This is a genomic window from Streptomyces callyspongiae, from assembly GCF_047200695.1.
Lineage (GTDB): Bacteria > Actinomycetota > Actinomycetes > Streptomycetales > Streptomycetaceae > Streptomyces.
Window position 1 is genome coordinate 196,236 of record NZ_JBJZOM010000002.1, and the last position, 21,452, is coordinate 217,687.

Annotated in this window: 21 protein-coding genes and 1 pseudogene; 8 read left to right on the forward strand and 14 right to left on the reverse strand. The window is 69.3% G+C overall.

Translation table 11 applies throughout. The features are described from left to right. Positions 1-50: 50 nt before the first annotated feature. The 3 genes and pseudogenes from ACL06G_RS02585 to ACL06G_RS02595 all read left to right on the forward strand — a co-directional run. Entirely contained in the window at positions 51-2,276 is a 2,226-nt protein-coding gene (locus ACL06G_RS02585; protein WP_412835314.1) for a WXG100 family type VII secretion target, read from the forward strand. A 13-nt stretch (positions 2,277-2,289) separates the two neighbouring features. Further along, positions 2,290-2,958, forward strand: a complete 669-nt coding sequence (locus ACL06G_RS02590) for a hypothetical protein (protein ID WP_412785014.1) — start codon at positions 2,290-2,292, stop codon at positions 2,956-2,958. Positions 2,959-3,241: 283 nt separating this feature from the next. After that, a pseudogene (locus ACL06G_RS02595) lies at positions 3,242-4,012 on the forward strand (3'-5' exonuclease); the annotation flags it as partial. A gap of 21 nt (positions 4,013-4,033) precedes the next feature. Here the strand turns inward: ACL06G_RS02595 and ACL06G_RS02600 are convergent. The 3 genes from ACL06G_RS02600 to ACL06G_RS02610 all read right to left on the reverse strand — a co-directional run bounded on the left by ACL06G_RS02600 (position 4,034) and on the right by ACL06G_RS02610 (position 8,460). Then, positions 4,034-4,639: a hypothetical protein gene (locus tag ACL06G_RS02600; RefSeq protein ID WP_412785015.1), complete on the reverse strand. Its 606-nt coding sequence runs from the start codon at positions 4,637-4,639 to the stop codon at positions 4,034-4,036. A 315-nt stretch (positions 4,640-4,954) separates the two neighbouring features. Further along, positions 4,955-6,307: a class I SAM-dependent RNA methyltransferase gene (locus ACL06G_RS02605; RefSeq protein WP_412835315.1), complete on the reverse strand. Its 1,353-nt coding sequence runs from the start codon at positions 6,305-6,307 to the stop codon at positions 4,955-4,957. A gap of 116 nt (positions 6,308-6,423) precedes the next feature. Beyond that, entirely contained in the window at positions 6,424-8,460 is a 2,037-nt protein-coding gene (locus ACL06G_RS02610) for an APC family permease (protein ID WP_412785017.1), read from the reverse strand. 69 nt (positions 8,461-8,529) lie between these two features. On the opposite strand from ACL06G_RS02610, the gene ACL06G_RS02615 reads away from it, so the two are divergent. Both ACL06G_RS02615 and ACL06G_RS02620 read left to right on the forward strand, forming a co-directional pair. Continuing rightward, positions 8,530-9,201 (forward strand): potassium channel family protein, encoded by a 672-nt coding sequence (locus tag ACL06G_RS02615; RefSeq protein ID WP_412785018.1) that lies wholly within the window; start codon positions 8,530-8,532, stop codon positions 9,199-9,201. After that, positions 9,198-9,866, forward strand: a complete 669-nt coding sequence (locus tag ACL06G_RS02620; protein WP_412785019.1) for a potassium channel family protein — start codon at positions 9,198-9,200, stop codon at positions 9,864-9,866. The genes ACL06G_RS02615 and ACL06G_RS02620 overlap by 4 nt, the downstream gene beginning before the upstream one ends. A gap of 107 nt (positions 9,867-9,973) precedes the next feature. On the opposite strand, the gene ACL06G_RS02625 is transcribed toward ACL06G_RS02620, so the two are convergent. From ACL06G_RS02625 to ACL06G_RS02645, 5 genes are all read right to left on the reverse strand, one after another. Beyond that, positions 9,974-10,810 (reverse strand): DUF3159 domain-containing protein, encoded by an 837-nt coding sequence (locus ACL06G_RS02625; protein WP_412835316.1) that lies wholly within the window; start codon positions 10,808-10,810, stop codon positions 9,974-9,976. 3 nt (positions 10,811-10,813) lie between these two features. Continuing rightward, positions 10,814-11,212, reverse strand: coding sequence for an OB-fold nucleic acid binding domain-containing protein (locus ACL06G_RS02630; RefSeq protein WP_412785021.1), 399 nt, complete (start codon positions 11,210-11,212; stop codon positions 10,814-10,816). 156 nt (positions 11,213-11,368) lie between these two features. After that, the gene (locus tag ACL06G_RS02635; protein WP_412835317.1) at positions 11,369-12,145 is read right to left on the reverse strand and encodes a DUF3710 domain-containing protein; all 777 of its coding nucleotides are present in this window, start codon (positions 12,143-12,145) and stop codon (positions 11,369-11,371) included. A gap of 1 nt (position 12,146) precedes the next feature. After that, a complete protein-coding gene (gene dut, locus ACL06G_RS02640) occupies positions 12,147-12,689 on the reverse strand; it encodes a dUTP diphosphatase (protein WP_412835318.1) in 543 nt (180 codons plus the stop codon). Next, the gene (locus ACL06G_RS02645; protein WP_412785024.1) at positions 12,686-13,279 is read right to left on the reverse strand and encodes a PaaI family thioesterase; all 594 of its coding nucleotides are present in this window, start codon (positions 13,277-13,279) and stop codon (positions 12,686-12,688) included. The genes dut and ACL06G_RS02645 overlap by 4 nt, the downstream gene beginning before the upstream one ends. 59 nt (positions 13,280-13,338) lie before the next feature. Here ACL06G_RS02645 and ACL06G_RS02650 point away from each other — a divergent pair, with 59 nt between their 5' ends. Next, positions 13,339-13,836: a DUF3093 domain-containing protein gene (locus ACL06G_RS02650; protein WP_412785025.1), complete on the forward strand. Its 498-nt coding sequence runs from the start codon at positions 13,339-13,341 to the stop codon at positions 13,834-13,836. A gap of 108 nt (positions 13,837-13,944) precedes the next feature. Here the strand turns inward: ACL06G_RS02650 and ACL06G_RS02655 are convergent, their stop codons facing one another. From ACL06G_RS02655 to ACL06G_RS02670, 4 genes are all read right to left on the reverse strand, one after another. Next, positions 13,945-14,598: a hypothetical protein gene (locus ACL06G_RS02655; RefSeq protein ID WP_412785026.1), complete on the reverse strand. Its 654-nt coding sequence runs from the start codon at positions 14,596-14,598 to the stop codon at positions 13,945-13,947. A 150-nt stretch (positions 14,599-14,748) separates the two neighbouring features. After that, positions 14,749-15,048, reverse strand: a complete 300-nt coding sequence (locus tag ACL06G_RS02660; RefSeq protein WP_412785027.1) for a DUF4193 domain-containing protein — start codon at positions 15,046-15,048, stop codon at positions 14,749-14,751. Between the two features lie 393 nt (positions 15,049-15,441). After that, positions 15,442-16,692 carry a sensor histidine kinase gene (locus ACL06G_RS02665; RefSeq protein WP_412785028.1) on the reverse strand — a complete coding sequence of 417 codons (1,251 nt, stop codon included), beginning with the start codon at positions 16,690-16,692 and terminating at the stop codon, positions 15,442-15,444. A 3-nt stretch (positions 16,693-16,695) separates the two neighbouring features. Continuing rightward, on the reverse strand, positions 16,696-17,349 hold the full coding sequence (locus ACL06G_RS02670; protein WP_412785029.1) for a response regulator transcription factor: 654 nt from the start codon (positions 17,347-17,349) through the stop codon (positions 16,696-16,698). A 303-nt stretch (positions 17,350-17,652) separates the two neighbouring features. Between ACL06G_RS02670 and ACL06G_RS02675 the strand changes: the two genes are divergently transcribed. After that, on the forward strand, positions 17,653-17,844 hold the full coding sequence (locus ACL06G_RS02675; RefSeq protein ID WP_412785030.1) for a hypothetical protein: 192 nt from the start codon (positions 17,653-17,655) through the stop codon (positions 17,842-17,844). A 93-nt stretch (positions 17,845-17,937) separates the two neighbouring features. Here the strand turns inward: ACL06G_RS02675 and ACL06G_RS02680 are convergent, their stop codons facing one another. Both ACL06G_RS02680 and ACL06G_RS02685 read right to left on the reverse strand, forming a co-directional pair. Further along, on the reverse strand, positions 17,938-18,765 hold the full coding sequence (locus ACL06G_RS02680; RefSeq protein WP_412835319.1) for an inositol monophosphatase family protein: 828 nt from the start codon (positions 18,763-18,765) through the stop codon (positions 17,938-17,940). A 55-nt stretch (positions 18,766-18,820) separates the two neighbouring features. Beyond that, on the reverse strand, positions 18,821-19,933 hold the full coding sequence (locus ACL06G_RS02685) for a ferrochelatase (protein ID WP_412835320.1): 1,113 nt from the start codon (positions 19,931-19,933) through the stop codon (positions 18,821-18,823). 418 nt (positions 19,934-20,351) lie between these two features. On the opposite strand from ACL06G_RS02685, the gene sepH reads away from it, so the two are divergent. Continuing rightward, positions 20,352-21,422: a septation protein SepH gene (sepH, locus tag ACL06G_RS02690; protein ID WP_412785033.1), complete on the forward strand. Its 1,071-nt coding sequence runs from the start codon at positions 20,352-20,354 to the stop codon at positions 21,420-21,422. The last annotated feature ends 30 nt before the right edge of the window (positions 21,423-21,452 follow it).

Below are 21,452 nucleotides of genomic sequence, written 5' to 3' on the forward strand. Positions count from 1 at the left end.
AAACGGGGACTAGCATAGTGGTTTCTTTCGTTTATCTACGCGAAGCAGACATGACAAAGATCGCGACGGCAGCGGCCGAATGGCGCAAACTACCGTCCAAGTACGAAGGTCTCCTGGACCAGTTCGAATCCCAAGTCGTCAATCGCCTCAAGGGCAGCTGGGAGGGAGAGGCTGCAGCTAAAGGCTTTGCGCACATGCGTAAGGCCAGGGAACAATACGAAGCGGCCGCTGTGGAGGCGCGGCGGATCGCCAGGCTTCTGGATGATACGCACAGCGAGCTCATCAAGTGGCAGAAAGAGCTCCAAGACTTCCTTGAGGACGCCCGCAAGGACAAGTTCAAGGTGGACGACACCGGCACTATTGCCGATGTACATCCCACTTGGGAATCTCCAGTGGCAGGGAAGGATTTCGCCTGGAAAGAACAACGCCAAAAGCTTATGTCTGGGTATACCGGCCGGCTCGAACGGATACTTAGCCAGGCAACAGCAGCGGACATAGCGGCCGACATGGCGCTACGAAAGGACTCCAACGGATCGGATGACCAAGGCTTCAACAGGAAAGGCTACGCATCGGGAGATGCCGCTGAAGCAGCCAAAGCATCGGCTATCGCAAAGAAGGCCGCAAATGGTGAAGAGCTCTCCAAGACCGAACTCAACCAGCTGAATCATCTGCTCAAGGTAAATCGCAACGACACAGAATTCTCCGCCAAGTTCACTACCTCCCTCGGATCACAGGGAACAATGAACTTCTGGACCAGTGTCGCCAATCCTCAGCATTCTCCTGGCGTCAGACTTCCGGAGGAACGACGCGAATTGCTGAAGCAGATGCAAAAGAACCTTGGAACGACTCTCGGAACCGCTTCCCAAACCGACAAGTTCGGGATGAAAGAGTGGAAGCAGGATACGATAGACCTCGGACCAGAAATCCTGCAGCGACCTCACGGCGGCCCCGCTCCGTATGGGTTCCAAGTAACCAGTAATCTGATGCGCTACGGCGAGTGGGACAACGAATTCCTCACCGACTACGGAGAAAAACTCATCGCGACCGAGCGGGCACTCACTGGCGACGGCTTGGATCCGAAAATCCTATGGGACCATCCTGTCGGCACTCGCCCCTCGCTGAACATAGGTGCGCCGAACGACCTCGGCACTGACCCAATGACTGGCTTCATGGAAGCGTTGGGACACAGCAGTCCCGAGGTCAGTGACGGCGAGTTTGTTGAACAATCTGCAGCAACAGAATTTCTCGCTGATCAAAAGAACTACGAATATCTTATGGAACAGCGCGAGTGGCCCGAGGACGGCAGCCAGAACAGCGACCAGTCCGCTGGCTACGACTCCCTAGGCCATGCTCTGGAAGCGGCTGTGACCGGACATCCATACGATGAAGCACCGTCTGGTGATCTTCCGGCACACACTCAAGAACAAGCGAGTTTGATGACCATGGTTGTTCACGACATCGCCGAGCGCGATTCCCTGGCCCGTGAAGGTATGTACGACAGTCTCGGAGAGATGGCTGCCGAATACCTCCCCGATTTCAATCAGGAACTGCACAAAGATGCCGACTCGGCCGAAAGCTTGTTCCCTACTTCAGGGGCCAAGGCGCCTTTCGGAGAAAGAGACGCAGCAAGATTTCTCCTTACAATAGGCGGAAACCCCGACGGATATGCCGCAGTCAATCTGGGTCAAACCGCGTACACATCCAGCCTCATGGACTATCACCTGCAGAACCCGGACGCGTCACCTCAAGGACGGGAAGAAACGATCAGGAATATTGCCGCGTCGAACGGCGAAGTCCAGGGACTGATTGGCATCGGCCGCCGGGAAGATTCCATAGGAAATGTGGTGCAGTCCGACGCAGAATACAATGAGTCACTCAAGACGGGGGGAAAATGGGCTCAAGGCATCGTCGGTGTCGGAATCGGCGTAGGCGCCTCATTCATTGCCACACCTGCGGTCGGCGCAGGAGTGGGAGCAGGCGCTACCAGCATCACGAATAGCCTCATCGACGAGATGATCGAGGGGAGACTGAAGGACAACGACGAACAAGCGGTCTACTCGGCGGGATATGAGTGGGAGCACGTGAAGGATTCAACAAGGATCACATCCCAAGAGGCCTTCACCACTGCAGCCCTGGGCAATGATGTGCCTTTGACAAAGGAAGAATTGGCCGACTACAGAAGTTACATCGCCTCGTCGTCAGAATCTGGGATGGCCCAGGCCGAGCACGACATCACTGCCTACGCGAGAGACAAGAAGATTAGCCTCCCCAACTGAGCACTACGCCCTCATGAAAGATCAAATTGACACGCAAAAGAAAGCATCACCCATGAAACATCGACTGAAAGTAGCGGGATTGACTACTATTATCCTGATTGGACTAGCCGCAGCCTATTACATTCAGCAACGAACGTCAAGCGATAGCTACGCACGCCTCAACCCTGCGGGCGTATGCAATGCTGAATTTGGCGGCGAAGAGCTTGAACCTCTTCAGAGCGCACTCCCGAAAGGGGAGCAAATAACTATCAAAGCCGATCGACACGCCCACGACGTCAACAACCCTCAAGACTTCTGGTCAAATTGCACAATCATCGTCGATGGCACTGCAGCCCTAAAAATCAAAAGCGAGTTGATCAAGAAACCGAAAGAGGATTGGCGAAGAGACATGCAGCGTAAGGGCGTCGCCATAGATGACCTCCAAGAACTCGATATCGGCGACTCGTCCTTCAACACTCCCTTCTCCGCCGCCATTTACGTCTCGTGCGAGAATCTCATATTCGACCACAAGCCTGTGCGACTCAGCACCACTGTGGTAATCCCCCAGGCCTCGCGTTCCCGAAGCGGGCAGCACAGGGTTTCCCTCACCGAGACCGCCTTGAACGCCGCACACAGTGGAGATTCCAACTCTCAATGCGAACCCGGAACACCCCTGCCGCCTTACCCGTTGGAAATCTACTAGAGGTTTCCAGCATTCAGGCACGTCCCATGACAAGCAGTTCGAGCCCCTGGCAGGTGACCGGTGCGCGCACGATCGACGATCATGCAAGGGGTGAGGACGTATGACTGACGAATACCCGGAGTTCTACTTTCAGCTGCCGAACGGCGGCCCAGGGCGCGGGGGCGGCAGACGGACATGCTGGGCACCAACGGCAGCCGCAAGTTCTTCGTGCCGGCCGGGGAGCCGGTACGCCCGGACGTCTCTCCCAACTTCGCACGGCACGGCGCATCCTCCTACCGGCTGCGTGAGGAACGAGGCTCAGGACCTGCACCCCGCCCAGTGGCGGGTACTCCGTGGTGCCGTCGCCTCCGGCACCGACGATCTGTTCATCACCGGCGACCCCCACCAGCGCATCTACGACGCGAAGGTCTCGCTGCGCTCCTTGGGAATCCGCGTGACCGGCCGGACGAACCGGCTGCGGGTCAACTATCGCAGCACGGAGGAGATCCTGAGCTGGTCGGCTCGCCTCCTGCACGACGTTCCCATCGACGACCTCAGCGGCGACGGTGCCGACGGTTTGACCGGCTACCGGTCACTGCTGCACGGGCGAACGCCGGCGGTCGATGGGCATGGGTCCGAACAGGCGGAAGTCGCGGCACTGGTCGAGCGGGTCCAGGAGTGGATCGCGCAGGGTGTCCGTCCTGCCGAGATCGGCGTGTGCGCCCGGTTCCATCTCCTGCTGGACAAGGCATACGACAGACTCTCGGAGGCGGGAGTGCCGGCGGTACGGGTCCGGGAGAACCCGGGCCGGGAGATGGACGGCGTGCGCCTGGCGACGATGCACTCCATGAAAGGGCTCGAGTTCCGCTGCGTCGCCGTACTCGGGGTGACGGCGAGCGCGCTGCCGTTCGCGCGGGAGATTACTCCCGCCAAGGTGGACTCCAAGCAGCATGTGACGGACCTCCTGCGAGAGCGTTGCCTGCTGTTCGTGGCGTGCACTCGGGCCCGCGAGGCACTGCAGGTCTCGTGGAGCGGCCGGAAGAGCGAGCTTCTCCCCGCCGGCGCAAGCCGGTGACCGGAGGGACGGCCAGGCTCGTCAGCGGCCTTCGTACTCGCTGGGCCCGGGCTCACTGGGCTCGAGCGCGCCGCCGGTGAGCCCGTCCCGAGCCAACTCGGCAGCTTCCTGCCCGAGATCCGCCACATTCTGCACCCGGCGCTCGAAATCCTGGAGCGCCCGGAAAGCGCGGCCGAATCTGCGCTGACTTGCGATGTCGAGCTGAGGGATGCGTGCTCCACGGCTGTCGGGCCGGTGAGTACCACTCGCGCTCGTGGAGCGCCGCCGGTTCGCTGCGCTGCGCAGGAAGCCTTGGAGGTAGTCGGTGTCCAATTGGCCGCTGGACGAGCTGGGCTCTTCCCCGCGGTACTCCACAAGGCCGGCCCGGGCCAGTTCGGAGAGGCTCACGGTCGCCGCCTCGGACGTCGAGGAGCCGGTGCCCTCGGAAAGGTCGGGCAACAGCTCGGCAAGATCCTCGAGCTGCGCCCGCAGGCGGTCCTTCAACGCTGCGTAGTCCGCGGCATAGTCCCGGTGGGTCGCCTCCGTGTACAGGTCCGGCGTGAGATCGACGACGTCGTCCAGGAGATCGATCAGCGGTACGTCCGCGACCTGCTCCTTCGCAGGTTCCAGGGGTCCGTCGGTGGCCACCGCAACGTGAGCTAGCCCAGCTCCAGGCCCGAACTTGCCACTGCTCCTGGCAAGAGTTGCCGTTCGCGGCCCTGGCAGTGAACGCGCTCCACCCCGTCTTTCTCTCTGCCCGACCCAGCGCCGCCCAGCCCGGGCGGGGGGCTCCGGCCCCGCGCTGGTTGTCAATGGACCGCAGGTTGTACAAGGTTCGCGTACAGTCCGGCGGCGCCTGTGCAACACCGCTCTCGAACCATGATCAACGAGCGTCAAATTCAGCGTCGAGATATCGCCCGTAACGCCCACACCGCACATGATGCACATCGATAATACCGCGGGTCAGGCGTCCTTCGGTGCCGGCTTGAGGATGGCGACGGCCTCCATGTGGTGGGTCATCGGGAAGAGGTCGAAGGCCCGCAGGAAGTGCGGGACGTAGCCCGCCTCGCGGAAGTACTTCAGGTCGCGGGCGAGCGCGGCGGGGTCGCAGGCGACGTACGCGATGCGGCGCGGGCCGAGGCCGGCGACGTGGCGGACGGTCTGCTTGCCGGCACCGGCACGGGGCGGGTCGAGGACGACGAGGTCGGCCTCGGTGATGCCGGTGCGGGGCAGCACCGACTCGACCTTCCCCTGCTCGACGCGCACCCGGGGGAAGTCGGCGAGGTTGTGCCGGGCGTCCTCGGCCGCACGCTTGCCGGACTCGATACCGAGTACCGCGCCCTGCTCGCCGAGCCGGTCCGCGAGGGCCCCGGCGAACAGACCGGCACCGCAGTACAGGTCCAGGGCCATCTCGCCCCTGCGCGGCGTGAGACCCCGCATGACGGTGTCGACGAGCAGCGCGGCGGCCTGCGGGTGCACCTGCCAGAAGCCTCCGGCGGAGACGCGCCACGTGCGGTCGTCGGCGCGCTCGCGGACGTACGGGCGCCCGTGCACGCGGTGCAGCTCGCCGTCCTTCTCCCCCACGCGGAGCACGGAGACGGGCCGGTCCAGTTCGACCAGCGGCAGCCGCCCGCCCGGGCGCGGGGTGAGGACGACCTGGCGGTCGTGCGAGCCGGTGGCGGCCGTGGCCTCCACCGTGGCGATCTGCGGCCACCGGTGCTTCTCGACGCCGATTTCACTCACACCGGGCGCTGCGATGAGGCACCGGTCGACGGGCTCGACCTCGTGCGAGCGGTGCCGCCGCAGGCCCGCACGGCCCTCCTCGTCGACGGCGTACTGCACGCGGGTCCGCCAGGCCGGCACCTCGCCGGCCGGCACCTTGTCGCCCGGTGCGGGCTCGACCGTCCCGTCCCAGCGGACGTCCTCGGGGGTGAGCCCGGCGAGGCGCTGCAGCTGCTCGGCCAGCACGTCCGCCTTCAGGCGGCGCTGCGCCCCCGGCTTGACGTGCTGCCAGTCGCAGCCGCCGCAGCGGCCCGGCCCGGAGAACGGGCAGGGTGCGGGCACGCGGTCCTTGGCGGGGCGGAGGACCTCCACGGCGTCGGCGCGCAGGAACCGCGAACCGGTGTCGCCCTCGGTGACGCGCACCCGGACCTGCTCGCCGGGCAGGGTGTGCCGCACGAAGAGCACCTGGCCCTCCTCGGTGCGGGCCACGCAGTGGCCGCCGTGCGCGACGGGGCCGACCTCGACGGTGTGCTCCTCGCCGACGCGTGACGCAGCGGAGCGGTCGGCTCGGTCGTCGGCCTGGGAATCGGGCATGAGGAGGCGGCTCCAGTACGTGCAGGGGCGGGGGCAGCGGCCCAGTCTAGGCGCTGCGGGGACGGGCCCGGTCCCTGGTTGCCGCGCTTCGGTTCGTGCCCTTCGGTCGGTGCGCTTCAGTCCTTGCGCTTCGACCGCGGCACCGGGCCGCGGCGGACGGCGCCCGGTGCGTTCCAGTCGGCCCGCCGGCGGGCGCGGCGCTTGGCGATCTCCGAGGACTCCAGCTGGTAGGGCACGGAGGTGACCATGACGCCTGGGGTGAAGAGCAGCCGGCCCTTGAGCCGCAGCGCGCTCTGGTTGTGGAGCAGCTGCTCGTACCAGTGGCCGACCACGTACTCCGGGATGTAGACGCTCACCACGTCGCGGGGGCTCTCGCGCCGCAGCCGCTTCACGTAGTCGATCACCGGCCGGGTCACCTCGCGGTAGGGCGACTCGAGGATCTTGAGCGGGACGTCGATGCCGCGCCGGTCCCACTCCGCGCGCAACTCCCGGGTCTCCGCCTCGTCGACGCTGATGGTGACGGCCTCGAGGGTGTCGGAGCGCATCAGGCGGGCGTAGGACAGGGCCCGCAGTGTCGGCTTGTGGATCTTGGAGACGAGGACGAGGGAGTGCACCCGCGAGGGGCGGACCGGCACCTCCTCGTTCTCGTCGACGGTCAACTCGTCCGACACGTTGTCGTAGTGGCGGCGGATGGCGGTCATCACGGCGTAGAAGAGGGCCATGCCGACCAGGGAGACCCAGGCGCCGTGGCTGAACTTGGTGACGAGCACGACGACCAGGACGAGCGCGGTGAAGGAGGCGCCGAAGGTGTTGATGATGCGGGAGCGGTGCATCCGGCGCCGGGCGGCGGGGCCGCGTTCGGTCGACAGGAGGCGGTTCCAGTGCCGGACCATGCCGATCTGACTGATGGTGAAGGAGACGAACACGCCGACGATGTAGAGCTGGATCAGCCGGGTGGAGTCGGCGTCGTAGATCGCGACGAGTATGGCCGCGGCTCCGGCGAGCAGCACGATGCCGTTGGAGAACGCCAGGCGGTCGCCGCGGGTGTGGAGCTGGCGGGGCAGGTAGCGGTCCTGGGCGAGGATCGAGCCGAGCAGCGGGAAGCCGTTGTAGGCGGTGTTCGCGGCGAGGAAGAGGACCAGGGCGGTCGCGGCGGCGAGGAACACGAAGAGCAGGGAGCCGTCGCCGAAGACCGCGGCCGCCACCTGGGTGATGACCGGGTCCTGGGTGTAGTCGGCTCCGGCGGGCCTGCCGTCGATGAGGATCTGGGAGGCGGGCTTCTCCGCCATCTTCACGTCGGTGGCCAGGGCCAGGCCGATGATGCCGCAGAACATGGTCACCGAGATGGCGCCCATCAGGGCGAGGGTGTTGGCGGCGTTCTTCGACTTGGGTTTGCGGAAGGCGGGTACGCCGTTGCTGATGGCCTCCACTCCGGTGAGCGCGGCGCAGCCGGAGGAGAAGGCGCGCAGCAGGAGGAAGGCCAGTGCGACGCCCGTGAGGCCGCCGGGGTGCTCGGTGTGGATCTCGTAGTCGGCGCTGGGTGCCGCGAGGTCGTCGCCGAACAGCCAGTGGCGGACGGCGCCCCAGGCGATCAGGCACAGCACGCCGAACACGAAGCAGTAGGTGGGGACGGCGAACAGCTTGCCGGACTCCTTCACGCCCCGCAGGTTCATCAGGGTGAGGAGGAGGATGATCAGGACGGCCGAGGCGGTCTTGTGCTCGACGATGAGGGGTACGGCGGAGCCGAGGTTCTCCACGCCGGAGGAGATCGACACCGCCACCGTCAGCACGTAGTCGACGAGGAGCGCGCTGGCGACGGTCAGGCCGGCGCGGCGTCCGAGGTTGGTGTTGGCCACCTCGTAGTCGCCGCCGCCGGAGGGGTAGGCGCGTACGTTCTGCCGGTAGGACGCGACCACGGTGAACATCAGCACGATGACCGCGAGTGCGATCCAGGGGCTGAAGTGGTATGCGGTGACCCCTGCGAGGGACAGCATGATGAGGACCTCGCCCGGGGCGTACGCCACGGACGAGAGCGGGTCGGACGCGAAGACGGGGAGTGCGATCCGCTTCGGGAGCAACGTCTCGTGGAGTCGGTCGCTGCGCAGGGCACGGCCGATCAGGATCCGCTTCGGCAGGTCGGTCAACTTCGGCACGGGGAGGATCGTACGCGGGCACTCGTGCGATCCTGATACGGCCCGCTGTAGTGGATGAGAGGGACGGGCGTGCACATTGTGATCATGGGCTGTGGCCGGGTGGGCGCCGAGCTCGCACAGGCTCTCGAGCAGCAAGGACATACGGTCGCCGTGGTCGACCGGGACCCGACGGCGTTCCGGCGGCTGGGCTCCGGCTTCGGCGGGCGCCGGGTGACCGGTCTGGGGTTCGACCAGGACACGCTGCGGGAAGCGGGGATCGAGGAGGCCGGGGCCTTCGCGGCCGTGAGCAGCGGCGACAACTCCAACATCATCGCGGCCCGGGTGGCGCGGGAGAACTTCTCCGTGGAGAACGTCGCGGCGCGCATCTACGACCCGAAGCGGGCCGAGGTCTACCAGCGGCTGGGTATCCCGACGGTGGCGACGGTCCGCTGGACGGCGGACCAGATGCTGCGGCGGCTGCTGCCGGCCGGTTCGGAGCCGTTGTGGCGGGATCCGAGCGGCGGCGTGCAGCTGGCCGAGGTGCATGCCTCGCCGGCGTGGGTCGGGCACCGGGTGAGTCTGCTCCAGGAGGAGACGGGCGTACGGGTCGCCTTCCTCACCCGCTTGGGCGAGGCGATGCTGCCGACGTCCCGGACCGTCCTGCAGGAGGGTGACCTGGTGCATGTGATGATGCGCACCGACCAGGTCGCGGAGACCGAGGCGGCGTTCGCGAAGGGCCCGGAGGAGGCGCAGCAGCGATGAGAGTGGCGATTGCGGGTGCCGGGGCCGTCGGCCGTTCCATCGCGGGCGAGCTGCTGGAGAACGGTCACGAGGTCCTGCTGATCGACAAGACGCCGTCGGCGATCTCCGTCGAGCGGGTGCCGCAGGCGGAGTGGCTGCTGGCGGACGCCTGCGAGATCACGTCGCTGGACGAGGCGGCGCTGGAGCGGTGCCAGACGGTGATCGCGGCGACCGGTGACGACAAGGTGAACCTCGTCGTGTCCCTGCTGGCGAAGACGGAGTACGGGGTGCCGCGGGTCGTGGCCCGGGTCAACAATCCGAAGAACGAGTGGCTCTTCAACGAGTCGTGGGGTGTGGATGTGGCCGTTTCCACGCCGCGGTTGATGTCCGCGCTGGTGGAGGAGGCCGTGAGCGTGGGCGACCTGGTGCGTCTGCTGCGGTTCTCGCAGGGCGACGCGAGCCTGGTGGAGTTGACCCTGGCGCCGGAGGCGGCGCTCGCCGGTACCCGGGTCGGCGACGTGCGGTGGCCGCAGGACACCGCGCTGGTGACGATCATCCGGGGGAACCGGGTGATGACGCCCGACCCGAACGATGCGCTGGAGGCGGGGGACGAGTTGCTCTTCGTCGCGGCGCCCTCGCGCGAGGAGCAGCTGGAGGATCTGCTGTCGGTGCGCGGCTCGGCCTGATCCGGGCCGGGGCCGGGTGGCCGGGTCCGAGGAGGGCGAGGGCGAGGGCTGCTCGTCCCGGGTCCTCGGGCCTCCCCGGGGCCCCGCGCCGAGGGGCGGAGCGGGGGTCAGCGGCGGTGCCGGCCCCCGTGGCGGGACGGGGACGCTGCGGGGGTTCCGTCGGCACTCTCCGCGGGCGCTTCCGTCCTGTCCTCGTTCTCGGCTGCCTCGGCCTGTGCATTTTCGGCCTTCGCGGCTTCCTCGGCCTCCATCTCGGCGATGACGTTGATCGGCGGAGGCGCCTTGGCGAGGAAGATCCACGTGAGGTAGACCGCGAGCAGCAGCGGCGGGATCTTCAGCGCGATGGTGACCCAGCCGAAGCGGGTCGGATCGGCGAAGAAGTACAGCGGGAAGAGGATGGCCGACTTCCCGAGGAAGATGAGCCCCCAGGCGTAGCTGGCCCGCACGTAGGCACGTTTCCGCCCCGGGTTGCGGTGGCGCCAGGAGAGGTTCTCCTTGAAGACCGGTCCGAGGATGATGCCGAGGAGGGGGAATCCGGTGGCCGCGCTGATGAGGTAGGCGAGGGAGAGCCCGAGCCCGTAGAGCATGCCGGGCAGGTAGAAGTCCTTCGCGTTGCCGGTGAAGACCGCGAAGGCGACACCGACCACCACGCCGAAGACGCCGCTGAACGCGTGCTTGACGGTGCTCCGGCCGACGAGACGGGCCACGCACATCACGCCGGAGAGCACGAGAGCGGCGATGGCGGAGGCGTGGACGTCCTGGTTGATCGTGTAGATGAGGATGAAGACCAGCCCCGGCAGTGTGGTCTCCACGAAGCCGCGCAGGCCGCCGAAGGCCTCCAGCAGCGCCTGCTGGGTTCCGGCCCGGTCCGCGACCTCCTCGGTGGCCTCCGCCGCGTCACCCGCTGGGTTGTTGCCGGCGGTCTGCTTGTCGAGTGAGGTCACCCGCTACTCCTGTCCGAGGGGTCGCAGTTCGTACTTGGGGTTGAAGAGCACGGGGCGGCCCCGGTGCATCGCCATGCGGCCCCACACGATCACCTTGCGCCCCGGCTCGATGCCCGCGATGGCCCGCCTTCCCAGCCACACCACGTCCAGCGCGGCCGACCCGTCGAAGAGTTCCGCCTCCAGGGTCGGCACTCCGGCGCGTGGCCGCAGTGTGACGGTGCGCAGTGTACCGGTGACGCGGACGAACTGGCGGTCCGCGCAGTCACTGATCCGGGTGCAGCCCGTCGTGGCCGAGTCCTCGCGGAGTTCCGCGGTGCGCAGGTCCTCCTCGGACGAGGAGAGCCGCTCCAGGAAGCGCCGGAACCGTCCACCGGCCTTCTCGTCTCGGGTGGCGCCTTTCATAACGGTCAGCGTACCCGCGTGGCGGCGCCGCCACGGCTGCCGCGGGGGCTTTCCGGGCGGTGAAGGCCGGTGAACACCTGCGGAGTCCGGTGTCCGTGACGGACACCGGACTCCGCAGGTGGTCGTTCGGCTCCACGGGGTCGCGCGGACGACCGGTCAGCGGACCTCGGTGATCTCCGGGCCGCGTTGCAGCTTGTCGATGCCGCCGGCGAAGCGGGAGCCCTCCTCGACGGTCTCCTGCCGGACGCCCTCGGGCACCATCTGCGCGTCCTCGGGGAGCTTGAGGACGATCGGGTCCCGCGGAGCCATGGGCGAGTCGCCGCGGACGACGACGGTGTCGCGGAACACGGACTCCAGCAGCCCCGCCTGCTCCGGCTGCACCGCCCCCTGTCCGGAGATGACGCCGCGGAGGAACCAGCGGGGGCCGTCGACGCCGACGAACCGCACGACCTGCACGCCGTGCTTGCCGTCGGGGAGCTGCACCGGGACCTGGGCGCGGAGCTCCCAGCCGAGCGCGCCCTCCTGCTCGTCGATGACGCCGCCCTGCTTGGTGATGCCCGAGGCGACCTCCTCGCGGATCTCGTCCCAGATGCCCTCGCGCTTGGGGGCGGCGAAGGCCTGCAGCTGGATCGCGCTGTCGCGCAGGACGATCGTGGCGGCGACGATGGCGTCGCCGGCGACCTCGACGCGGAGTTCCATGCCCTCCACGCCGGGCACGTAGAGCCCGCCGAGGTTCACCCGGCCCTTGCCGGGTTCGGCGACCTCGCCGATGTCCCAGGGGCCGTCGGGGCGGGGTGCCGGCGGCAGCTTGAAGTGCTGGTCCTCGGCGCTCCCGGCGCCCGGGTCCGCGGTGCCGTTCCCGGACTCTTCCGTCTCGAACTCGTCCGTGGCGCCCTCGGGCTTTCCGCTCTTCTTACGACGACGTCCGAACACGTCACTGTCCTCTCAGGTCGGCGTCCAGGTCGGGTTCGACCGCAACGACATCTTCTTGCTGTGCAGCAGCGCCGTCAGCGCTTCCGGCGCTCGCGGCGTGACCACCGGTCGACCCGAAGCCCCCCGCGGCCCGTGCCGATCCGGGCAGTTCCCCCACTTCGTGGAGGCGCACCTTCTCGACCTGCTGAACGACGAGTTGGGCGATGCGGTCGAACCGCTCGAACCGCACGGTCTCGTGCGGGTCCAGGTTGGCCACGATCACCTTGATCTCTCCACGGTACCCGGCATCCACGGTTCCAGGGGCATTGAGCAGGGAGACCCCGCAGCGGGCCGCGAGGCCCGAACGGGGGTGCACGAAGGCGGCGTACCCGTCCGGCAGGGCCAGGGAAACCCCCGTGGGCAGGAGCGTGCGTTCGCCGGGTGCCAGCGCGGCGGCACGGGTCGTGACGAGGTCCAGGCCGGCGTCCCCGGGGTGGGCGTACGTGGGCAGCGGCACGTCGGGGTCGAGGCGCCGCAGCAGCACGTCCACGGGCTGCCGCGTCACGGGTTGACCTCGAAGGCGCGGGCGCGGCGGACCTGGTCGGGGTCGGACATGGCCGCCTGGATCTCCTCCTCGCGCCCGTGGTCGACGAAGTGGTCGATCTTCACCTCGATGAACACGGCGTCGGCGCGTACGGCGACCGGGCCGTCCGGGCCGCCGATGCGGCCGGTGGCGGAGCAGTAGATCTTGCGGCCGTGACGGGCGGTGGCGCGGGCGTCGAGGTGCAGGACGGTGTCGACCGGCACGGGGCTGACGAAGTCCGTCTCGAGGCGGCCGGTGACCGAGATGACGTGCATCAGCCAGTTCAGGGAGCCGAGCGTCTCGTCCAGTGCCGTCGCGAGGACCCCGCCGTGGGCGAGACCCGGCGCACCCTGGTGGGCGGGCTTGACGGTGAACTCGGCGGTGACCGTCACCCCCTCGCCGGCGCGGGCTTCCAGGTGGAGGCCGTGCGGCTGCTCGGAGCCGCAGCCGAAGCACTGGGCGTAGTGGGAACCCAGCAATTCGCCCGGCGCGGGGGCGTCGGGGTGACGCACCGGCTCGACGGCGTCGGCCGGCGGCGTCAGGGTAGTTCTCGAGGTGCGCTCTTCACTCACGTGTGCAGACCCTACCGCCGCGGGCTCCGCGTGCCTGCAGCCGTGCCAAGCTGGTGGGCATGCAGCCCTCCTCGCATCCCGTCCGTCCCTCCTCCCCGGCACGGTTCGACGAGCGCCTGACCGCTCCGGGCAGCTGGTGGCTGATCGCCGCGGGCACCGGGCTCGCCGGCGGCCTCATCCTGCTGCCGCTGGGTGTCGCGGCGATGCTGGCCGGCCTGGTCACGGCGGGGGCGCTCGCGGCGGTCGCCGTGAGTTCCTACGGGTCGGCACGGGTGCGGGTGGTCGCCGGTTCGCTGGTCGCGGGCGAGGCACGCATCCCGGTGAGCGCGCTCGGCGAGGCGCAGGCGCTGCCGCCGGAGGAGGCGCGGGCGTGGCGCACCCACAAGGCCGATCCCCGGGCGCACATGCTGCTGCGGGGCTACGTGGCGACCGCGGTGCGGGTGGAGGTCTCGGACCCGGACGATCCGACGCCGTACGTGTACGTCTCGACGCGTCGCCCGTCGGCGCTGGTCGAGGCGCTGGATGCGGCCCGGCGGTCCCAGGAGTCCGGCTACTGAGCCCTCCTGCATCCCTCTCGGACGGCGCGGGCGGGTCGGTGGCGGAGCGGCGAGGGCCGGGGGCGGTCCCGGTTGCCTGCTCCGTTCACTGGGGCGCCGGCAGGGCTCCTACGGCTCCGGGGGCCGGGGCAGGGCTTCCCGCCGGAGGTCCTTCCGCACCCGCTCGGCGAGCCTCGCCGTGCCGCGGCGGTTCATCACGGCACCGACGGCGGCGCCCATCATGAACGGGGCCAGACTCGGCAGGGTGCGGAGGGTGCGCCGGACCAGCCGGTGCTGCAGCTCCCGCCGGACCTGGGCGCCCAGCGCGGCGTTCAGCGTCGCCGGATGGGTGAGGTCGATGCGGCGTTCGGCGGTCCAGGCCCGCAGGTACGCCATGGTGCGCTGCTGGGGGCTTCCGGGGGCGGGGCAGCCGTAGACCTCGTGCAGTTCGGCGATCAGTTTCAGTTCCACGCACGCGACACCGACGAGTTCGGTGGCGAGCTCTGCCGGCATCGCCGGGGGCACCGGCATCATCGCGGCAGCACCGACCCCGGCGCCGATCGTCGCGGAGCCGTTCAGGGCCCCGGACACCAGCTTGTCGGCGATCTCCTCGGGCTCCAGGCCGGGGAACTGACGCCGGAGCGTTGCCCCGTCGCGTACCGGTACCCGGGGCGCGACCCCGACGATGCGGTCCGCGACCACACCGAGGAAGGCGCGGACCCGTCCGCGCCGGGAGTGGTCACCGGAGTCGTGCGGGCCGAGGGGGTCCCCGGTGTCCGGCACGATCCCGCTCCCGGCCGCCTGGGGCGTGGTTCCTTGCCGGCCGATGCGCGGTGCCCGGCCGCGCGCGCTCCGGGGCGCGAGCGAGGCACCCTCCCCAGGGGTTCCTCGCTCGGCGTCACGTGCGTCGTCCGCCGCCACGGGGGCGCCCGGTCAGGCCGCGCAGTCGCGGCAGATCGGGCTCCCGTTCTTCTCCGCTGCGAGCTGCGACCGGTGGTGCACCAGGAAGCAGCTCATGCAGGTGAACTCGTCCGCCTGCCGGGGCAGGACGCGGACGGACAGCTCCTCGTTGGACAGGTCGGCCCCCGGCAGCTCCAGGCCTTCGGCCTGCTCGAACTCGTCCACGTCGACATTGGACGCGGACTTGTCGTTCCGCCGGGCCTTCAGCTCCTCGATGCTGTCTTCGTTGACCTCGTCGTCGGTCTTGCGTGGGGTGTCGTAATCCGTTGCCATGTCGCTCTCCCCCTCTGGGTGTCTGCGGTGTCTCCGCGCACGTAACGCGTGAGAGGCCGGGCTTGTGCCCGACCTGAGGCGGAGATTTTGCCTCACATCAAGGTCTGTTACTCAATCGACACCCGACCCGACCCCCGAAGAGGTGATCGGGTGGACCGCCGATACGGACCGTGGACGGTCCGAAAGTCGCACTTCCCGCGCAACACTCCGTGGTCTGCCCACGTCCCGCACCGGGCCAAACCTGGACGTTCCGGCATTTCTTCCCGCCCGATGATCACACAGAGTTCCTGCGATCAAAATCGCCTGTGTGATCGCTCACAGGCCCGTTCGCGGGAGGCCTGCGCGGGGGTGCGCCCACGGATCGTGCACTGTTGCCTTCCTCACTCTGCCTGGTCAGACGGGCAGGACGACCCGTACGACCAGCCCTCCGTCCTCGCGCGGAACCGCCTGCACGAGGCCGCCGTGGGCCCGCACCACCGACCGCACGATCGAGAGTCCGAGCCCGACGCCCTTGTCGCTCCCGGTCCGCTCCGAACGAAGACGCCGGAACGGCTCGAAAAGGTTGTCCACCTCGTAGGCCGGTACGACGGGGCCGGTGTTCTCCACCTCCAGCACCGCGCGCCCGGGGCCCGCCTCGGTGCCGACCGACACCCACCCGCCCTCGGGCAGGTTGTACCGGACGGCATTCTGCAGGAGGTTCAGGGCCACCCGTTCCAGCAGCACCCCGTTGCCCTGGACGTACACCGGGGCGCGCACCCCGCGCAGCGTCACCCCCTTCTCCTCGGCGTCCGCCCTGACCTGCTCCACGGCCCGGGAGGCCACCTCGGCGAGGTCGACCGGCTTGCGGTCCACGATCTCGTTCTCGCTGCGCGCCAGCAGCAGGAGCCCCTCGACGAGCTGCTCGCTGCGCTCGTTGGTGGCCAGCAGCGTCTTGCCGAGCTGCTGGAGCTCCGGGGAGGCCTCGGGGTCGGAGAGCTGCACCTCGAGCAGCGTGCGGTTGATCGCCAACGGGGTGCGCAATTCGTGCGAGGCGTTGGCGACGAAGCGCTGCTGCGCGGTGAACGCCCGGTCGAGCCGGTCCAGCATCTCGTCGAACGTGTCGGCGAGCTCCTTCAGCTCGTCGTCCGGCCCCTCCAGTTCGATCCTCTTGTGCAGGTCCGTGCCCGCCACCTGCCGTGCGGTCCGGGTGATGCGGCCGAGCGGGGAAAGCACCCGGCCGGCCATCACGTACCCGAAGGCGAACGCGGCGACCGCGAGGCCCATGAGGGCCAGCAGTGAACTGCGCAGCAGCTCGTCCAGTGCGTGGGCGCGCTGGGTGTCGTTGCACTCGCCCAGCCGCCGCATGAGCTCCTCCACGGGCATCCGCTCGGGCAACTGCCGGGCCAGCTCCGGGCAGGCGTTGGAGTTCAGCTCGGCGTGCACGCCGAGGATCGTGAACGGGAGCTTGCTGACGTCGTGCAGCGCCTGCGCGGCCAGCAGGTAGATGATGGTCAGCAGGATCATGCCGGCGATGAGGAACATGCCGCCGTACAGCAGGGTGAGCCGTATCCGGATGGTGGGGCGCAGCCACGGGTACGTCCGGGGCGGCTGGGGGTCCCGGTCGGGCTTGGGGGGCACGTCGAACGGTGGTACGGGGCCGGCCATCGGTCAGATCCGGTAGCCGGCGCCCGGCACGGTCACGATGACCGGCGGCTCGCCCAGCTTGCGACGCAGGGTCATCACGGTGACGCGGACGACGTTGGTGAAGGGATCGGTGTTCTCGTCCCAGGCCTTCTCCAGCAGTTGTTCCGCCGAGACGACGTTGCCCTCGCCCCGCATCAGCACCTCCAGCACGGCGAACTCCTTGGGGGCGAGCTGGACCTCCCGGCCGTCGCGGAAGACCTCCCGCCGGTTGGGGTCGAGGGTGATCCCGGCACGCTCCAGCACGGGCGGCAGCGCGACGCTGGTGCGGCGCCCCAGCGCCCGCACCCGGGCGGTGAGCTCGCTGAAGGCGAACGGCTTCGGGAGGTAGTCGTCGGCGCCGATCTCCAGGCCCTCCACCCGGTCGCTGACGTCCCCGGAAGCGGTGAGCATCAGCACCCGCGTCGCGAGACCGGCCTCGACGATGCGGCGGCAGACGTCGTCACCGTGCACCCGCGGCAGGTCGCGGTCGAGCACCACCACGTCGTAGTCGTTGACCTCGACGCGCTCCTGCGCCGCCTCGCCGTCGTAGACGACGTCGACGGCCATGCCCTCTCTGCGGAGCCCGGTCGCCACGGCATCGGCGAGCAGCTGCTCGTCCTCCACGACGAGTACGCGCACGGCGTGTCCTTTCCCTTCGGTGTGCGGCGGGCCCGCGCAGGGGCCCCGTCCATCCTGCCTGGGCCCGCAGTAAACCGGCGGTAAGAGGAAGCGCGGGAGGGGAGGGGCGAAAGGAGGAAATTTTTCCGCGTCCGCGAGGTTTCTCGGGGAGTGGAGGCGGGGAGGACGAGTTCACACCCAGCGATCACACCTCGTCGGCCGCATGCCCGACCCACCCGGGCCGCCGACCGGGGCAGTACGTCGTGATCGCGCCCACCACCCTCGGCACACCCCCGTGCCGCCGACCATGACGAGGGGGCGCACATGGACGCGTTCACCGCAGGCATTCTGCAACGTATACGGAGCACACAGTCCGATCTGCACGCCGCTCGCGAGTCGGGCGACGACTTCCTGGTGGACGTCGAGCAGGCCGAACTGGAGGATCTGCGACGCATCGCCGCCGACCACGGCGTCGACGTGGATCACGTCAGCCGGGACACCCACGTCTCCTGCTGAGTCACCCCACCGCCTGCCGGCTGCCACGGCCGTCACCGCCTGCCGAGCCCCGGACACCCTCCGTCCGGGGCTCGGAGTGCGTACGGGGCCCGTTCAGCCGTCGTGCCAGGCGCCGAACTCCTCCAGCAGCGACTGGAGGTCGTGGAACACCCCGGGCGAGGCGGCGATCGTGAGCTCCTCACCGGGCTCCTCCCCCGGCCTGCCGCCGGTCCGGGCCCCGGCCTCGCGTGCGACGAGGGCACCTGCCGCGTAGTCCCAGTGGTGCAGGCCCCGCTCGTAGAAGCCGTCCAGCCGACCCGCGGCCACGTCGCACAGGTCGATCGCGGCGGACCCGGAACGCCGGATGTCGCGCACCAGCGGGAGGAGCCGTCGCGCCACCTCCGCCTGCGCCGTCCGCCGCTCCTGGACGTAGTTGAACCCCGTACCGATCAGCGCGCGGTCGAGGGGTGCCGCGGGACGGCAGGACAGCGGAGCGGCGTTGCGGAACGCGCCGTGCCCCTCGACCGCGCGGAACGTCTCCCCGCGGGGCGGCACCTCCACCACGCCGACCACGGTGGTCCCCCGGTACTCCGCCGCGATCGACACACCCCATGCGGGGAGGCCGTAGAGATAGTTCACCGTCCCGTCGATCGGGTCGACGATCCACCGCACCCCGCTGGTGCCCTCCCGTGAGGCGCCCTCCTCGCCGAGAATCCCGTCCTCGGGGCGGTGCTCCGCGAGATGGCCGGTGATCAGCTTCTCCGCGGCGAGGTCCATCTCGGTGACCACGTCGATCGGGCTGCTCTTGGTGGCGGCGACCCCCAGGTCGGCGGGGCGCCCCTCGCTCAGCAGGGTGCCGGCCCGGGCGGCGGCCTCCAGAGCGGTCTCGAGGAGGTCGGCCTTGAGCTGATCCAGGTCGGTCAGGTCGGTCCGGTCGGTCACGGTGCTCCTTGCGTGGTGTCTCTCGGGTCTCGGGCGGATCGCGTCCGGCGGCGGATCAGGCGAAGGGGCTGTCCGCACCGGCGGCAGCGGGCCGGGGCTCCCTGGCCGGACAGCAGCCGACCGGGCAGACGTCGTGGCTCGGCCCGAGGTCTCCCAGGGCGCAGCGGTCGGGCCGCTCGTCGCGTTCGGTCGCGGCCCGTTCCAGGATCAGCTCGCGCACCGCGGCGGCGAACCGCGGGTCGGCGCCCACCGTCGCGGAGCGCACCGCGGGCAGTCCCAGCTCCGCCGCCCTGGCCGCCGCCTCGGTGTCGAGGTCGTAGAGGACCTCCATGTGGTCGGAGACGAAGCCGACGGGCACCATGACCACGGCCGGCGCTCCGGTGCGGCTCAGGTCGGTGAGATGGTCGCAGATGTCCGGCTCCAGCCAGGGAACGCGGGGCGAGCCGCTGCGCGACTGGTAGACGAGTTCCCAGGGGCGGTCCACGCCCGTCGTGTTCCGCACCTCCTCCGCGATCACGCGTGCCGCGTCCAGGTGCTGGGCGACGTAGGCACCGCCGTCGGGGCCGGAGGTGTCCGCGGACGCGGTGGGGATGGAGTGGGTGCAGAACGCGAGGCGGGCACCGTCGCGCACCTCGGCCGGGAGCTTCTCGAGCGCGGCGAGCACGCCGTCGGCGACCGGGGCGAGGAAGCCGGGGTGGTTGAAGTAGTGGCGCAGCTTGTCCACGCGGGGAGGCGTCAGGCCCTCGGCCCGGAGCGTCTCGAGGGACTCGGCCAGGTTCTCGCGGTACTGCCGGCAGCCGGAGTAGGACGCGTAGGCGCTCGTGACGAACACCAGGACGCGTCGCCTGCCGTCCCGCGCCATCTCGCGGAGGGTGTCGGTCAGGTACGGCGCCCAGTTCCGGTTGCCCCAGTACACCGGGAGGTCCAGGCCGTGTTCGGCGAAGTCCGCGCGCAGCGCCCGCCGCAGCACGCGGTTCTGCTCGTTGATCGGACTGACGCCGCCGAAGCGGAAGTAGTGCTCGCCGACCTCCTCGAGCCTCTCCCGCGGGATGCCGCGGCCGCGGGTGACGTTCTCGAGGAAGGGGACGACGTCGTCGGGGCCCTCCGGTCCGCCGAAGGAGAGGAGGAGGAGGGCGTCGTACGGACGTGCATCGAGGGCTGGGGGCATGTCCCCGATCCTGCCACTCGGGGAGCGGCACGGTCCGCAGGGGCCGGGCGCACGTTCCGCGCCCTCGGCACCACGCCCCGCCGGGAATTCCACTTGTGTGGATGGCGTGAAGATTGCGCCGCCCGGGGAGCCTCGCCGGGGTACGGCCGGGCGCCGCACACCGCGCCGCCCGGTACGGGTTCGGCGGCGCGTCACACCGCCCCCGATGGCACGAATGGAGTAGTGTGACACACCCTGGCCTCGACCTCGGCCTCGGCATTACTGCACAACGTGACCATTCGTCACGTTGAGTGGTCAACGCGACACCGTGTCACAGTGATGGATCGGGACAGGGGCTCGACACGCCGGGCAAGTCGGCAAGGTTGTGGCAGGCTGCACCCGGGCAGGCCACACTCGTCTAGCGGGAGCAGCGACGCACGTGACGTCGGCAGGCACCACCGGGGAGGTTCCCATGCCCGAACTGCGTGTCGTGGCCGTCAGCAACGACGGCACACGGCTGGTGCTGAAAGCTGCCGACAATACGGAATACACCCTTCCGATCGATGAGCGCCTACGGGCCGCCGTGCGCAACGACCGCGCCCGCCTGGGGCAGATCGAGATCGAGGTCGAGAGCCACCTCCGCCCCCGCGACATCCAGGCCCGGATAAGAGCGGGCGCCACCGCCGAGGAAGTGGCCCAGCAGGCCGGAATTCCGGTCGAGCGCGTCCGCCGCTTCGAGGGGCCGGTGCTCGCCGAACGCACCTTCATGGCGGAGCGGGCGCAGAAGACGCCGGTGCGGCGGCCCGGGGAGAACACCGGCCCGCAGTTGGGCGACGCGGTCGCGGAGCGGCTGCTGCTGCGCGGCGCGGACAAGGACACGGTGCTGTGGGACTCCTGGCGCCGGGACGACGGCACATGGGAAGTGGTGCTCTCCTACCGGGTCGCCGGTGAACCGCACGCGGCGGTGTGGACCTACGACCCTCCGCGGCGGCTCGTGCAGGCCGTGGACGACGAGGCGCGGGCGCTGATCGGGGAGACCGACGACACCCCGGAGCCGACCTTCCCGTTCGTTCCGCGGATCGCGCGGCTGCCCCGCGACCGCACCGACCGTGCGGAGCCGGGACCGTCCGCGCTGCCACCGGCTTCCGCGGACAACGGCACGGCTGAGGCCGCGGATTCACTGACCAGTCTGCTGGAGGCGGTTCCGAGTTTCCGCGGCGACCTCGTGGTGCCCGAGCGGTCGCAGGCCGCCGGGCAGGCCGAGGCGGACGACGAGGCCGCGGCCGAGAGCGAGGAGGAGCGCGAGCAGGTCGAGCCACCCGCGCCCGCGGCGAGCGCGGGATCGGCCTATGCGGACGTCCTGATGCCGCGTTCGGTCAAGGCGCACCGGGAGCGCCTGACCGGCAACACCGATCGCCAGGCGGAGGCGGACGGCGTGCGCCCGGGGCGCCGCGCGGCGGTGCCCAGTTGGGACGAGATCGTCTTCGGTACGCGGCGCAAGAACGAGTGACCGGGCGGTGCCCGCCGCCCGGCACGGCCG